This window comes from Streptomyces ferrugineus, from assembly GCF_015160855.1.
GTDB lineage: Bacteria > Actinomycetota > Actinomycetes > Streptomycetales > Streptomycetaceae > Streptomyces > Streptomyces ferrugineus.
In genome coordinates, this window is the sequence record NZ_CP063373.1 from 6,342,530 (window position 1) to 6,356,950 (window position 14,421).

General features: G+C 71.6%; 13 protein-coding genes and 1 pseudogene. 6 read left to right on the forward strand and 8 right to left on the reverse strand.

Going from position 1 to position 14,421, the window contains the following annotated elements:
• Nucleotides 1-13: 13 nt before the first annotated feature.
• From IM697_RS28635 to IM697_RS28650, 4 genes are all read right to left on the reverse strand, one after another.
• Nucleotides 14-1,228, reverse strand: a complete 1,215-nt coding sequence (locus tag IM697_RS28635) for an acetyl-CoA C-acetyltransferase (RefSeq protein ID WP_194038986.1) — start codon at nt 1,226-1,228, stop codon at nt 14-16.
• A gap of 42 nt (nt 1,229-1,270) precedes the next feature.
• Nucleotides 1,271-2,413: an acyl-CoA dehydrogenase family protein gene (locus IM697_RS28640; RefSeq protein WP_194038987.1), complete on the reverse strand. Its 1,143-nt coding sequence runs from the start codon at nt 2,411-2,413 to the stop codon at nt 1,271-1,273.
• Complete coding sequence (locus IM697_RS28645) at nt 2,410-3,573, reverse strand: CaiB/BaiF CoA transferase family protein (protein WP_194038988.1); 1,164 nt, start codon at nt 3,571-3,573, stop codon at nt 2,410-2,412. The genes IM697_RS28640 and IM697_RS28645 overlap by 4 nt, the downstream gene beginning before the upstream one ends.
• Before the next feature lie 139 nt (nt 3,574-3,712).
• Nucleotides 3,713-4,093, reverse strand: a complete 381-nt coding sequence (locus IM697_RS28650; protein WP_194038989.1) for an MmcQ/YjbR family DNA-binding protein — start codon at nt 4,091-4,093, stop codon at nt 3,713-3,715.
• 90 nt (nt 4,094-4,183) lie between these two features.
• Between IM697_RS28650 and IM697_RS28655 the strand changes: the two genes are divergently transcribed.
• Complete coding sequence (locus IM697_RS28655) at nt 4,184-5,362, forward strand: saccharopine dehydrogenase family protein (protein ID WP_194038990.1); 1,179 nt, start codon at nt 4,184-4,186, stop codon at nt 5,360-5,362.
• Nucleotides 5,363-5,369: 7 nt separating this feature from the next.
• Here the strand turns inward: IM697_RS28655 and mmpA are convergent, their stop codons facing one another.
• Together mmpA and IM697_RS28665 are read right to left on the reverse strand one after the other, a co-directional pair.
• Nucleotides 5,370-5,516, reverse strand: a complete 147-nt coding sequence (mmpA, locus tag IM697_RS28660) for a morphogenic membrane protein MmpA (RefSeq protein ID WP_167366184.1) — start codon at nt 5,514-5,516, stop codon at nt 5,370-5,372.
• A 526-nt stretch (nt 5,517-6,042) separates the two neighbouring features.
• Nucleotides 6,043-6,726: pseudogene (locus tag IM697_RS28665) on the reverse strand (endonuclease V); the annotation flags it as partial.
• 62 nt (nt 6,727-6,788) lie between these two features.
• Here IM697_RS28665 and IM697_RS28670 point away from each other — a divergent pair.
• Nucleotides 6,789-7,085 carry a YciI family protein gene (locus IM697_RS28670; RefSeq protein ID WP_194038991.1) on the forward strand — a complete coding sequence of 99 codons (297 nt, stop codon included), beginning with the start codon at nt 6,789-6,791 and terminating at the stop codon, nt 7,083-7,085.
• An 8-nt stretch (nt 7,086-7,093) separates the two neighbouring features.
• Here IM697_RS28670 and IM697_RS28675 read toward each other — a convergent pair whose 3' ends face one another.
• Complete coding sequence (locus IM697_RS28675; protein ID WP_194038992.1) at nt 7,094-7,420, reverse strand: plasmid stabilization protein; 327 nt, start codon at nt 7,418-7,420, stop codon at nt 7,094-7,096.
• Nucleotides 7,421-7,467: 47 nt separating this feature from the next.
• Nucleotides 7,468-8,553 carry a WD40/YVTN/BNR-like repeat-containing protein gene (locus IM697_RS28680; RefSeq protein WP_194049915.1) on the reverse strand — a complete coding sequence of 362 codons (1,086 nt, stop codon included), beginning with the start codon at nt 8,551-8,553 and terminating at the stop codon, nt 7,468-7,470.
• Between the two features lie 239 nt (nt 8,554-8,792).
• Here IM697_RS28680 and ssgD point away from each other — a divergent pair, with 239 nt between their 5' ends.
• The 4 genes from ssgD to ddaH all read left to right on the forward strand — a co-directional run bounded on the left by ssgD (nt 8,793) and on the right by ddaH (nt 14,297).
• Nucleotides 8,793-9,209, forward strand: a complete 417-nt coding sequence (gene ssgD, locus IM697_RS28685; protein WP_194038993.1) for a spore wall synthesis regulator SsgD — start codon at nt 8,793-8,795, stop codon at nt 9,207-9,209.
• Between the two features lie 310 nt (nt 9,210-9,519).
• Complete coding sequence (locus IM697_RS28690; RefSeq protein ID WP_194038994.1) at nt 9,520-11,142, forward strand: ABC-F family ATP-binding cassette domain-containing protein; 1,623 nt, start codon at nt 9,520-9,522, stop codon at nt 11,140-11,142.
• A gap of 10 nt (nt 11,143-11,152) precedes the next feature.
• The gene (locus tag IM697_RS28695; protein ID WP_194038995.1) at nt 11,153-13,447 is read left to right on the forward strand and encodes an ATP-binding cassette domain-containing protein; all 2,295 of its coding nucleotides are present in this window, start codon (nt 11,153-11,155) and stop codon (nt 13,445-13,447) included.
• A gap of 73 nt (nt 13,448-13,520) precedes the next feature.
• The gene (ddaH, locus tag IM697_RS28700) at nt 13,521-14,297 is read left to right on the forward strand and encodes a dimethylargininase (protein ID WP_194038996.1); all 777 of its coding nucleotides are present in this window, start codon (nt 13,521-13,523) and stop codon (nt 14,295-14,297) included.
• Nucleotides 14,298-14,421: the final 124 nt, after the last annotated feature.

Below are 14,421 nucleotides of genomic sequence, written 5' to 3' on the forward strand. Positions count from 1 at the left end.
CGTCGGGAGGGGGTCAGATGCGCTCGACGATGGTGGCGATGCCCATGCCGCCGCCCACGCACAGGGTGGCCAGTCCGTACCGCTTGTCCTGGCGCTCCAGTTCGTCGACGAGCGTGCCGAGGATCATCGCGCCGGTCGCGCCGAGCGGGTGGCCGAGGGCGATGGCGCCGCCGTTGACGTTGACCTTGTCCAGGGACAGGCCCATGTCCTTGACGAACCGCAGCACGACCGCCGCGAACGCCTCGTTGATCTCGACGAGGTCGATGTCGTCGATGGTCAGCCCGGCCTTGGCGAGCGCCTTGCGGGTGGCGGGGGCGGGCCCGGTGAGCATGATGGTGGGCTCGGAGCCGGACACGGCGGCGGAGACGATCCGCGCGCGGGGCGTGAGGCCGTAGCGCTCGCCGACGTCGCGCGAGCCGATGGCCACCAACGAGGCGCCGTCGACGATGCCGGAGGAGTTGCCCGCGTGGTGGACGTGGTCGATCTTCTCGACCCAGTGGTACTTCTGCAGCGCGACGGCGTCGAAGCCGCCGAGGTCGCCGATGTCGGCGAAGGACGGCTTGAGCTTGCCGAGGGAGTCGGCGGTGGTGCCGGGGCGCAGGTGCTCGTCGTGGTCGAGGACGACCAGGCCGCTGCGGTCCTTGACCGGGACGACGGAGCGGTCGAAGCGGCCCTCCTTCCACGCCGTGGCCGCGCGCTCCTGGGAGAGCGCCGCGTACTCGTCGACGTCGCGGCGGGTGAAGCCCTCGATGGTGGCGATGAGGTCGGCGCCGATGCCCTGCGGCACGAAGTTCACCGCCAGGTTGGTCATCGGGTCGTTGAACCAGGCGCCGCCGTCCGAGGCCATCGGCACCCGGGACATGGACTCGACGCCGCCCGCGAGGACGAGGTCCTCCCAGCCGGAACGCACCTTGGCGGCGGCCAGGTTGACGGCCTCCAGGCCCGAGGCGCAGAAGCGGTTCTCCTGGACGCCGGCCACCGAGTCCGGCAGCCCGGCGGCGATCGCGGCGATGCGGGCGATGTCGGAGCCCTGGTCGCCGACGGGCCCGACGACGCCGAGGACGATGTCGTCGACCGCGGCCGGGTCGAGGTCAGGGAAGCGGTCGCGGATCTCGTGGATGAGACCGACGACCAGGTCGATGGGCTTGGTGCCGTGCAGGGCGCCGTTCGCCTTGCCGCGGCCGCGCGGGGTGCGGATCGCGTCGTACACGTACGCTTCGGTGCTCACGAGGAAGCCTTTCGGGGTGAGGGTCAGCCGAGCGGAAGAGCTTCAGCCGAGCAGGGAACGGCCGATGATCTCCTTCATGATCTCGGTCGTCCCGCCGTAGATGGTCTGGATGCGGCCGTCGGTGAAGGCCCGGGCCACGGGGTACTCGCTCATGTATCCGTAGCCGCCGTGCAGTTGGAGGCAGCGGTCGGCGACGCGCTTCTGCAGCTCGGTCGCCCACCACTTGGCCATGGAGGCGTGCACCGCGTCGAGCTCCCCGCTGGAGTGATCGATGATGCAGCGGTCGAGGAAGGTGCGGGTGACGGCGCACTCGGTGGCCATCTCGGCTATCTCGAACCGGATGTGCTGCTTGGTGGCCAGCGGCCGGCCGAAGGCCTCGCGCTCCTTGACGTACTCGGTGGTGATCTCCAGCAGGTGCTCGGCCGCGGCGATCGCGGAGACCGCGATGCTCAGGCGCTCCTGCGCGAGGTTCGTCATCAGGTGGACGAAGGCGCCGTTGAGGTCGCCGAGGAGGTTGTCCTTGGGCACGCGCACGTCGTGGAAGAACAGCTCGGCCGTGTCCTGCGCCTTCTGGCCGATCTTGTCGAGGTTGCGGCCGCGCTCGAAGCCGTCCATGCCGCGTTCGACGACGAGCAGCGACAGCCCGTGGGCGCCGCCCTCGGGGGTCGTCTTCGCGACGACGACCACCAGGTCGGCGAGGATGCCGTTGGAGATGAACGTCTTGGAGCCGTTCAGCACCCAGTGGTCGCCGCGGTCCTCGGCGTGGGTGCGGATGCCCTGGAGGTCGGAGCCGGCGCCGGGCTCGGTCATGGCGATGGCCGTGATCAGCGAGCCGTCGCAGAAGCCGGGCAGCCAGCGGCGCTTCTGCTCCTCGGTGGCCAGGCCCGTGAGATAGGGGCCGATGATGTCGTTGTGCAGCCCGAGGGCGAGACCGGGGGCGCCCGCGCGCGTGAACTCCTCGGCGAGGACGGCGCTGTAGCGGAAGTCGAGGGTGCCGCCGCCTCCGTACTGCTCGGGCACGGCGAGGCCGAGCAGGCCCTGCTTGCCGGCCGCGCGCCAGGCGTCGCGGGAGACGACGCCGTCCTTCTCCCACTGCTCGTAGTACGGCAGCACCTCCCGGGCGAGGAAGCTGCGCACGGTCGCGCGGAACGCGTCGTGCTCGGGGGCGAAGATCTGCCGCTTCATTCGTGGCCCTTCATGAATTCCGGCCCTTCATGGTTCTGGCCCTTCGACAGGTCGGGTACGTCCCAGTCGCGCGCCACGTCGGCGGTGTCCGCGCCGGGCTGGGCCGGGCCGGTGCGGACCTCGGTCGGGGTCGCGGAGAAGCGGGGTGCCGGGGCGGGCTGGGTGATGCCGCCGTGGTCGGTGAAGGTGCCGCGGGCGGCGAGGTGGGGGTGGTGCGGGGCCTCGCGCAGGGACAGGACGGGGGCCACGCAGGCGTCGGAGCCCTCGAAGAGGGCCGTCCACTCGTCCCTGGTACGGGACTTGAAGCGGGCGGCGACCGCCTCGCGCAGCTCGCCCCAGCGGGAGATGTCCTTGCGGGCGGAGGCGAACTCCTCGATGCCGAGCAGGCCCAGGAACTCGTCGTAGAACTGCGGCTCCAGGGCCCCGACCGCCATGTGCTTGCCGTCGGCCGTCTCATAGGTGCCGTAGTACGGGCAGCCGCCGTCCAGGAGGTTGGCGCCGCGCCGGTCCTGCCAGCCGCCGGCGGCGAGCATGCCGTGGACCATCGCGGCGAGGTGGGAGGTGCCGTCCACGATGGCGGCGTCCACGACCTGGCCGGTGCCGGTGGCGCGCGCGTGGTGGAGGGCGGCGAGGACGCCGACGACGAGATAGAGGGAGCCGCCCGCGTAGTCGCCGACCAGGTTGGCGGGGACGGCGGGCGGTTCGCCGGGGGCGCCGATCATGCCGAGGGTGCCGGTGAGCGCGATGTACGCGATGTCGTGGCCGGCGCGCTGGGCGAGCGGGCCCTGTTGGCCCCAGCCGGTCATACGGCCGTAGACGAGCCCGGGGTTGCGGGCGTGGCAGGCCTCGGGGCCGATGCCGAGGCGCTCGGCGACGCCGGGGCGGTAGCCCTCGATGAGGATGTCGGCGCGGGCGGCGAGGTCGAGCACGCGCGCGGGGCCGTCGGGCGACTTGAGGTCGACGATCACCGAGCGCTTGTTGCGGTTGGTGATGTCGTACTCGGTGTCGATGGCGAGCCCCGTGCCGCCGGGCCGGTCCACGCGGACGACGTCGGCGCCCAGGTCGGCGAGGAGCATGGCGGCGAACGGGCCCGGCCCGATTCCGGCCAGCTCGACCACGCGCACGCCGGTGAGCGGGCCCTGTCCTGGCGTCGTTGCCATCCAGCCCCCAGGGATATGACACAACTGCTGTAACACCAGCGATGCTAAGAACATGTGCCGACGGACACAAGAGCAAGCGCTTAGGAAGTTACCCGTCGGAAGCCCGTCGGAAGCCCGAACACGGACCGGTACGGAGGACTCAGCGCCCGTCCAGCTCGGCTGTCAGCCGCTTCGGCGCGATCGTGCGGTAGCTCTCCTCGACCCAGTCGCACAGCAGCTCGGCGGCCGGGGCACCCTTCTGCTCCAGCGGGATGCTGACCCAGCCCGACTTGCCCAGGCCGTAACCGGCGGGCTCGGCGCCCGGGCAGGTCAGGGCGTGGGCGTGGGCCGACTCGTCCTTGAGCTTCACCGTGATGCCCATCGGATAGCTGCCGTCGTCGACGCCGAGGAAGACGAACACCTTCTTGTTGACCTTCGCGACCGTCTCGCCCCAGGGGAACTCCTCGACGGCGCCGGGCATCCCAAGGGCGAACTCGCGTACTTTCTCCCACTTCTTCAGGGCGTTCTTCGGCACGGCCACCGCTTACCTCCGGGCTCGTCGTCGGGCTCAGCACCCCTCACGCTAGCCTCGGCCACCGACAACGGCGCGTGGTGCGGGACGAGGGGTGTCATGAGCAGGCCGAGCAGGACGGATCGTCCGTACGACATCGTGCTCTTCGGAGCGACGGGATTCGTCGGGGTACTCACCGCGGAGTACCTCGCCGCGCACGCGCCCGAGGGGCTGCGCTGGGCGATCGCCGGCCGCAGCGGGGAGAAGCTGGAGCGGCTGCGCGAGTCGCTGCCGGGCGGTGCGGGGATCGGGGTGCTGGAGGCGGACGTCGCCGATCCGGCCTCGATGCGCCGGCTCGCCGAGCACGCGCGCGTGGTGGCCACGACGGTGGGCCCCTATGTGACGTACGGCGAGGATCTGGTCGCGGCCTGCGCGGACACCGGCACCGACTATCTCGACCTCTCCGGTGAGCCGGAGTTCGTGGATCTGACGTATGTCCGGCACGACGCACGCGCGCGTGAGACGGGCGCACGGCTGGTGCACGCCTGTGGCTTCGACTCGGTCCCGCACGACCTGGGCGCGTACTTCACCGTGCAGCAGCTGCCGCGGGACGTGCCCCTGACGGTGGACGGGTTCGTGACCGCGGACGCCATGTTCTCGGGCGGCACGTTCGCGTCGGCGCTCAACCAGTTCTCGCGGGGCCGCCAGATGCTGGCCGCCGCGCGGGACCGTGCCCGGTACGAGCCGCGGCTGATGGGGCGCCGGGCGCTGGCCCAGACGGGTGTGCCCCGGTTCGCCAAGGACGTCGGCTCGTGGGCGGTGCCGCTGCCGACGATCGATCCGCAGATCGTCAAGCGTTCCGCGCGGGCCCTGGAGCGCTACGGCCCCGACTTCCGCTACCGCCACTACGCCGCCGTACGGCATCTGCCGGTCGCGGTCGGCGGGGTCGCCGCGATGGGCGCGCTCTTCACGGCCGCCCAGCTGCCGCCCGCCCGGCGCTGGATGTCCGGCCGCCTCAAGCCGGGCGAGGGCCCGGGCCCCGAGAAGCGCGCCAAGAGCTGGTTCTCGGTCCGCTTCGTCGGTGAGGGCGGTGGCCGGCGGGTGTTCACGGAGGTGGCCGGGGGCGATCCGGGCTACGGCGAGACGGCGAAGATGTTCGCCGAGTCGGCCCTGTGCCTCGCCTTCGACGACCTGCCGTCCACAGCCGGGCAGGTCACCACGGCGGTCGCGATGGGCGACGCCCTGATCGAGCGTCTGCGCACGGCGGGCATCACCTTCCGCGTGGCCGCGACGCGCTGAACCGGCCCTACAGAGTCCACCCCGCCACGGTGAAGATCATCCCGCCGATCCAGGCGAGCCCCGCCACCACGGCGAGGACCAGCGCGGCCGTCACGGCACGCTCGACGGGGCGGTCGGGGTCGGCGAGGGGCTTCGGGGCACGGTGCGTCGTCATGGGTCACAGCCTGCCGATCAGCGCGGACGGCGGCATCCGTACGGATACTCAGACGACGTACTCAGCCGGCGTCTTCGACCGCCGGCCAGTCCCCCAACGCTTCCTCGATCCGCCTCCGCACGGCCGGATCGGACGCGGAGGTCGCGAGCCGGACGGCGACGGGGCCGATCTGCCAGCCCGCGTGGTGGTCGTAGAAGGGGGCGGGCCCCGCCTCGTTGTGGGCGACCTTGCCGACCAGCTCCGCGAGACGGATCAGCAGCCGCTGCTGCTCCGTCGGGTGCTCCCAGGCATCGAGTCCCCGCCCGCGGACCAGCCGGAACACCTCGCTGCCACGGCTCCACCGAGCGCGGTCGGCCGCGAGTTCCACCGCGGTGTCGATCTCCGGCGTCCGGCCGAGGCCCTCCGCCGCGGCCGCGAGCACCCGTCCCGCCCAGCTCACGGGCTGGGGCTGGCGCTCGAACACGGAACGCCCCCAGGTCCGCGTGGGGTCCGCCGCGGCTCGGGCCGCGAGCTCCGGCCTCGGACCGGTCGCCCCCTTCAGCGCCTGTCGGCACAGGGAGTCCGCGCGTCGAGTCGTCTCCGGTAGCCGGTACCGGGGCGTCAGGGCGAGTGTGTGGGCGCACGCGTTGTCCAGGCTCACGCGGTGGCCGACCGACACGAAGACCGGCTTGACCCCGGCCCGGGTGCGCAGGGCACGGCCGACCTCCTCCGGCCCCGCCATGAGCGGCGTGGACGAGCCGCGGGCGGCGGCCGGGTCGTCGTAGGTGAAGGTGAACGGGTTCTTGGCGACGCCGATCGTGGGCAGGCCCGTGAGGACGCCGAGGTGGCCGGCGAGGCCGAACCGGCGGGGGTGGGCGCGCCCGTAGCCGTCGCAGACGACCAGGCCGGGTGGGCAGGGCAGGGCGTCCAGGGCGGCGAGCACCGTGGGGAGCTCTCGGAAGGCGAGCAGACCGGGGACGTACGGGAAGGAGATCCGGCCCACGGCCGTGGCCTCGGCGACCACGTCCAGGGTCGCCGCGTCCAGGACGACCGCCGCTGCCGCGACCACGTCCCGCTCGTCGTCGTAGGCCACGTCGACGCCGGTCACCTGCCCGGAACCGGCCGGTGGTCCGGGCTCGTCGAGCACCACCCTCGCCCGCAGCTCGTCCTGGACCGCGCGGGCCTCTTCCTCGGTCGCGGGCCAGCCCGCGGGGATGCTTACGGTCGTCATGGTGGGGACGAGGGTACGGGGGCGCGGCCGGTCGTCGCGGGTCCAGGGGTAGGCTCGCGATCATGTTCGTGCTGGAGCTGACCTACACCGCCCCGATCGAGGACGTCGACGCCGTGCTGGAGGCACATGTGGCGTGGCTCGACGAGCAGTACGAGCGGGGGGTGTTCCTCGCGTCCGGGCGCAAGAACCCCCGCGACGGCGGAGTGATTATCGCCGTCGCGGAGGACCGAGGCCGCATCGAGGACATCGCCGCGACCGATCCGTTCGTGACGGCCGGGGTGTGCGCCTATCGCATCACCGAGTTCGCCGCCACGAAGACGGCTCCGGCACTGGAGCGGTACCGCGAGACACCCGGCTGAGGCGGCCGTCACTTGCCGCCGAGCGCCTGCTTGAGCTGGCTCTTGTTCATGTCCGAACGACCGCGGATGTTGCGCTGCTTGGCCTCCTCGTACAACTGGTCGTAGGTGGGGCCCTGGGAGCCCTTCCCGGACCGCTGGCCGCCCCGCCTGCCCGAGGACATGTCCTGGGTGGAGGTGCGGCTGGCGGTCTTCGACTCACCGGACCGCGCGCGTTCCTTGTTCACCGTCCGCGCCGCGATCTCCTTGGCGCGCGAGGTGCTCTCGCCCCGGTCCTGGGCGCTCTTCTTGATGTGCTCGTACTGGCGTTCCCGCTTCGAGCTCGAACCGGCCGGCATGTGGCTCACCCCTCTCGTGGTCCGCGTCCGAGTACCCACATCCCGGCTCAGCTCTCCAGCCGCGCGACCCGCCCCTTCTCCCCCGCGGCCCAGCACCCGTGGTCGGGCGCGCAGGCCACGGTGTCGTACGACCCGGTGTCGACGGTCCGCCAGGTGCGCCCGGCATCGGTGGTCAGGTCGGTTCCGGTGGGGCCGACGGCGAGGGCGGCGGTGCGGCGGTGCGGGAGCCAGGCGACGCCGGAGCGGTAGGCGGGCGGGGGCGTGGCGGCGGGCGTCCAACCGTGCCCGGCGTCCGCGGTGCGTGCCGCCGCCTTCGGGGAGGCCTGGTCGGGGCGGTAGTCGCCGCCGACGGCGAGGCCGTGCGTACGGTCGCGGAAGGCGAGGGCGAAGACGCCGCGGGCGGGGTCGCCGGCCGGGATGGGGGTGTCGGCCGCCGTCCAGGTCAGCCCTCGGTCGGCGGAGTGCAGCACACGCGCGCGTGCCGCCCCGCCGGTCGCCAGCCAGACGTCCTTCGGCCCGGAGCTGACCAGGCACTGCCCGCTCGCCGCGAATCCGGCCTCGCCCTCCAGGGCGGCGGGCATCCCGTCGCCGGGCAGCACCCTCCAGGAGCGGCCGCCGTCACGGGTCGACAGGATGCGGAAGCGGCCGTCGACCGGGTCGCTCATCGCCAGGCCGTGGCGGCGGTCGAAGAAGGTCATGCAGTCGTAGAAGGCTTTGGCGTCGGTGTTGCGGAAGGACTCGGTCCAGTTCGCGCCGCCGTCGTCGGTGCGGTACACCCGGGACGCCTCGCCCTCCCCGATGGCCAGCACCACGGCACGCCGCGCGTCGAACGCCTCGACGTCCCGGAACTCCAGCCCGGCGGCGCCGGGCGGCGAGACGTTCCGCCAGCTCACACCGCCGTCGGTGGTGCGCAGCACGATGCCCTTGCTCCCGGCCAGCCAGGCGGTGTTCCGGCTGACCGCGGACAGGCCCCGGTAGCGCACCTCCGGTGTCCCGCTGTCCTTGAGCTCCCAGTGCGGCACCCGGTGCTCCGGCCCGTGCGCCTGCGCGGGTACGGCCGTCAGCGCGGCCAGCGCCGCCCCGCACGCCACCCCCGCGGCCACTGTCCGAAACGTATGCCCCGCCCGTCGCATGCTCCCCGAACGCCTCATGGCGGGCGAAGCTAGTCCACCGCCCCGGTGCCGTCCAGAGGCCCCTCGACCACAGGTGACCATCCGGTCACCGTGGGGCGAACAGCCCACACCCGTGCATGAAGGCGGTGACAGAGGTCACTCGACCTCCGTGTGCACGGATTGGCCGATTCCGTCGTCTCTACCAGTGCCCGGTCTCGTCCACCCGGATCTTCGTCCAGCCGTCACAAGGGAGCAAGGCGTTGTCCACCGTCATCGAGCAGCCCGTTGAGGCCCGTCTCGTCGCCGCCGCGCCGCGGATGCCGAGCATTCCCGCGACGCTTCACTACGACCGGCGCGACCCGTTCGCCGTCCGCATGACCTTCCCGGCCCCGGCCACCCTTGAGGGCGTCGAGGTCTGCTGGACCTTCAGCCGTGAGCTGCTCGTGGCCGGCCTCGAAGGACCGGAGGGCCGGGGCGACGTCCGCGTGCGGCCGTACGGCTTCGACCGGACCGTGCTGGAGTTCCACGCCCCCGAGGGCACCGCGGTCATCCACATCCGCAGCGGCGAGATCCGCCGCTTCCTGCAGTCCACGAGCGACCTGGTGCCCCTCGGCCTGGAGCACCTCCAGCTCGACCTGGACCACGACCTGGCGGAGCTGATGCGGGACGCCCACTGAGGCGTTCCCGGCTCCCCGGATGAGGCGCTCCGCCAGGCGCCGTTAATTGCGTTGACACGCCCATAGCCCCCTCCTACGCTGTACAGCGGTCCTGTTGCCGTCGATTGGAGAAGGACGTTGCTCGTCTGAGGTCCTGAGACACCGCGTCACACATCTGAAGTGTGCACGCCGCGTGCGACCTCGGCATTCGAGCCGTCCTCGTCCGGAACAGGGCTTTTCTCATGCCCAGGGCCGGTCTCGGCCCGTTGGTCGCCGGTGTCTCGATACGCGTTTGCCCCTGATCGTTTCGAGCAACCGCGGAGGCTCCCTTATGTCTACCTCCCTCACCTGTACCTCCCTTTCCTTCGCCTGGGCCGACGGCAGCTCCGTCTTCGAGAGCCTCGACGTCTCCTTCGGTCCCGGCAGGACCGGGCTCGTCGGCGTCAACGGGTCGGGTAAGTCGACCCTGTTGAAGCTCATCGCCGGTGAGCTCACCCCGGCCGACGGCGGCGTGCGCGTCACGGGCGAGGTCGGCTATCTGCCGCAGAACGTCACCCTCGACACCGGCCTGAAGGTCGACGAGGCCCTCGGTATCGCCGCCCAGCGGACGGCGCTGCACGCCATCGAGGCGGGCGACGTGGCCGAGGAGCACTTCGAGACCGTCGGCGACGACTGGGACGTCGAGGAGCGCGCGCTCGCCACCCTCGGCGAACTGGGGCTCGGCCACGTCGAGTTGGACCGCACGATCGGCGAGGTCTCGGGCGGCGAGTCGGTGCTGCTGCGGCTGGCCGCGCTGCTGCTGCGCCGCCCGGACGTCCTGCTGCTCGACGAGCCCACCAACAACCTCGACCTGTACGCACGCAGGCGGCTGTACGCGGCCGTCGAGTCCTGGCCGGGGGTGATGGTGGTGGTCAGCCACGACCGCGAACTCCTCGACCTGGTCGACCAGATCGCGGATCTGCGCTCGGGGGAGATCACCTGGTACGGCGGCAACTACTCGGCGTACGAGGAGGCGCTCGCCACCGAGCAGGAGGCGGCCGCGCGCATGGTGCGCGTCGCCGAGGCCGATCTGAAGAAGCAGAAGCGCGAACTGTCCGATGCCCACGTGAAGTTGGCACGGCGCAAGCGGTACGCCCAGAAGATGTACGACACCAAGCGCGAGCCTCGGGCTGTGATGAAACTGAGGAAGCGCACGGCCGAGGTCTCCGCGGGCAAGCACCGGATCATGCACGAGGAGAAGCTCGCCGAGGCCAAGGAGCGGCTCGACGACGCGGTGGACGCCGTACGGGACGACGACGAGATCCGCGTCGACCTGCCGTACACGGCCGTGCCGGCGGGCCGCACCGTGCTCACGCTGCGCGATCTGGAGCTCGTGTACGGCGCGCGAGTGGCCGGTCTCGATCTGCACGGTCCGGAGCGGATCGCGCTGATCGGCCGCAACGGCGCGGGCAAGACGACGCTGCTGCGGACGATCGCCGGCGAGTTGGCGCCGGTGGCGGGCGAGGCGACGGCGCATGTCCCGCTCCGGTTCCTGCCGCAGCGCCTCGACGTCCTCGACGGCGAGCTGTCGGTCGCCGAGAACGTGGCCCGGTTCGCGCCGGGCGCCACCAACAACCGGATCCGGGCGCGGCTCGCCCGCTTCCTGTTCCGGGGCGCCCGCGCCGACCAGCAGGCGGCGACGCTGTCCGGCGGCGAACGCTTCCGGGCGACGCTGGCCGCGCTGATGCTGGCGGAGCCCGCGCCGCAGCTGCTGATGCTGGACGAGCCGACGAACAACCTGGACATGGCGAGCGTACGACAGCTCACCACGGCCCTGGAGTCGTACGAGGGGGCGCTGCTCGTGGCCAGTCACGACCTGCCGTTCCTGGAGTCCATCGGCATCACGCGCTGGCTGATGGTGGAGGACGGAGAACTGAAGGAAATCACGCCAGAAGCTGTCTGGTATTCCGCCTAGCTTCGGGTGCATGCCCGATTTCACGCCCGAGTTCATCACCATCACCGGAGCCAGGGAGAACAACCTCAAGGACGTCACCCTCCGCATCCCGAAAGGCCGGCTGACCGTGTTCACCGGCGTTTCGGGATCGGGGAAGTCGTCGATCGTCTTCGACACGATCGCGGTGGAGTCGCAGCGCCAGCTGAATGAGACCTTCACCTGGTTCGTGCGCAACCGGCTGCCCAAGTACGAGCGCCCGCACGCGGAGGCCCTGGAGGACCTCTCCCCCGCGATCGTCGTCGACCAGCGGCCGATCGGGGGCCACTCCCGGTCCACGGTCGGCACGATGACCGACATCTACTCGGTGATCCGCGTGCTGTTCTCCCGGCACGGCACCCCGAGCGCCGGCCCGGCCACCGCGTACTCCTTCAACGACCCCTCCGGCATGTGCCCCGAGTGCGACGGCCTGGGCCGGACGGTACGGCCGGACTGGGACCGCATCCTCGACCCGGAGCGGTCGCTGGCCGACGGCGCGGTCCGCTTCCCGCCCTTCGCCGCGGGCACCTGGCAGGGGCAGGCGTACACCAACAGCGCGGAACTCGACCCGGACAGGCCCGTCGGCCGGTTCACCGCCGCCGAGCGGGAGTTCCTGATGCGCGGCCGCCCCGGCAGCAAGGTCACCGTCAACGGCACGGGCGGCACCTGGACCACCGACTACGAGGGCCTCGCCACCCGCTTCGAGCGGCTGTACCTGAAGCGGGACCTGTCGGCGATGAGCCAGAAGACCCGCGATCTGGTGCGCGAGTTCCTGGTGGAGGGCACCTGTCCGGTCTGCGACGGCGCCCGCCTCAACGCGGCGGCCCTCGCGACCCGCGTCAACGGCCTGACCATCGCCGACTGCACCCGTATGCAGGTCACCGACCTCATCACCGCGCTCAGGGACATCGACGACCCCGTCGCCAGACCCATCGCCCGGTCCGCCGTCACCGCCCTCGAACGCATCGACACCATCGGCCTGGGCTACCTCAGCCTCGACCGGGAGACCTCCACCCTCTCCGGCGGCGAGGGACAGCGCCTGAAGACGGTCCGCCACCTGGGCTCCAGCCTGACCGGCATGACGTACATCTTCGACGAGCCCAGCGTCGGACTGCACCCGCGCGACGTCGGCCGCCTCGGCGACCTCCTGCTGCGGCTGCGCGACAAGGGCAACACCGTGCTGGTGGTCGAGCACGACCCGGACGTCATCGCGCTCGCCGATCACGTCGTCGACATGGGGCCGGAAGCGGGCGCCGGCGGCGGACGGGTGGTGTTCGAGGGGACGCCGAAGGAGCTGGCCGGGTCGGACACGGTGACCGGGCGGTGCCTGTCGCGCCGTACGGCACTGAAGGAGGACGTACGGCCGGCGGCCGGCGGTCTGTGGGTGAAGGGCGCCGACCGGCACAATCTGCGGGACGTCACGGTTGAGTTCCCGACCGGGGTGCTCACGGTGGTGACCGGGGTCGCCGGATCCGGGAAGAGCACGCTGGTCGCGGAGTTCACCGCCGCGCACGCCGACGCCGTGGTCGTGGACCAGTCGTCGATCGGGATCTCGGCGCGGTCGACCCCGGCGACGTATCTGGGGATCATGGACACGGTACGCAAGATCTTCGCCCGCGAGACGGGCACCGAGCCGGGGCTCTTCAGCTTCAACTCCTCCGGTGCCTGCGGGACGTGCGAGGGCCGCGGGATCATCTACACCGACCTCGCCTTCATGGACCCGGTGACGACGACGTGCCACGACTGCGAGGGGCGGCGCTTCAAGGACGAGGTGCTGCGGCTGACGGTCGACGGCCGCTCCATCGCGGACGTCCTGGGGATGACGGCCGACCAGGCGCTGGAGTTCTTCGGGGACGCGGGCGTACGGCGACGCCTGCGGGCGCTGCGGGACGTGGGGCTGACGTACCTCACGCTCGGCCAGCCGCTGTCCACGCTCTCCGGCGGCGAGCGCCAGCGCATCAAGCTGGCGACCCGGCTGCACCGCACCGGCGCGGTGTACGTCCTGGACGAGCCGACGACCGGACTGCACCTGTCGGACGTCGACGGGCTGCTCGGCCTGCTGGACCGGCTGGTCGACGCCGGCAACACGGTGGTGGTCGTCGAGCACCACCTGGACGTGGTGGCGCACGCCGACCGGATCATCGACCTCGGACCGGACGGCGGCCGGGACGGCGGTCGGGTGATCTTCGAAGGAACCCCACGGCAGCTCCTCGAAACCCGCGACTCCTTCACCGCGGAGCATCTCAGGAGGGCCACAGCCCGACCCCGAGGGTTTTGTACGGGCGGGTAGGCCCTGCATCATGGCGGGTCGGTGCCCCTGCATCATGGGCACCGACCCCTGCCATCGACCCGGAGATCCCGTCGTGCCCAGCAAGAAGGCCCTCATCCGCCGCCCCAGCCCGCGCCTCGCCGAAGGGCTGGTCACGCACATCGAGCGGGAGAAGGTCGACGTCGATCTCGCGGTCGAGCAGTGGGAGGCGTACGCGGAGGCCCTGCGTACGCACGACTGGGAGACCGTCGAGGTGGACCCGGCCGACGACTGCCCCGACTCGGTGTTCGTCGAGGACACCGTCGTCATGTACCGCAACGTCGCGCTGATCACCCGGCCCGGCGCGGCCTCCCGACGCGACGAGACCCTCGGCGTCGAGGAGGCCGTGGCCTCGCTCGGCTGCTCGGTGAACTGGATCTGGGAGCCGGGCACGCTGGACGGCGGCGACGTGCTGAAGGTCGGCGACACCGTCTACGTCGGCCGGGGCGGACGTACCAACGCGGCCGGCGTGCAGCAGCTGCGGGCCGCGTTCGAGCCGCTGGGGGCGCGGGTCGTCGCCGTGCCGGTGAGCAAGGTGCTGCACCTGAAGTCGGCGATCACCGCACTGCCCGACGGAACGATTCTGGGCCGTATCCCGCAGTTGGACGCCCCGTCGCTGTTCCCGCGCTTCCTGCCGGTGCCGGAGGAGTCGGGGGCGCATGTGGTGCTGCTGGGCGGCGACAAGCTGCTCATCGCGGCGAGCGCGCCGAAGACGGCGGAACTGCTGGCCGACCTCGGTCACGAGCCCGTCGTGGTCGACATCAGCGAGTTCGAGAAGCTCGAAGGGTGTGTGACATGTCTCTCGGTGCGCATGCGGGAGCTCTACGCCTGACCGGCTGAGCGGATCGCCCTTTCAGCCCCGGGACCTGCGGCTCCTGGGGCTTTTCGGACACCCGTGGAGTCTCGGCGGAACGGGGGCTGATCAGCGGTCTTTACGACGCCCTTAACCTACGGCT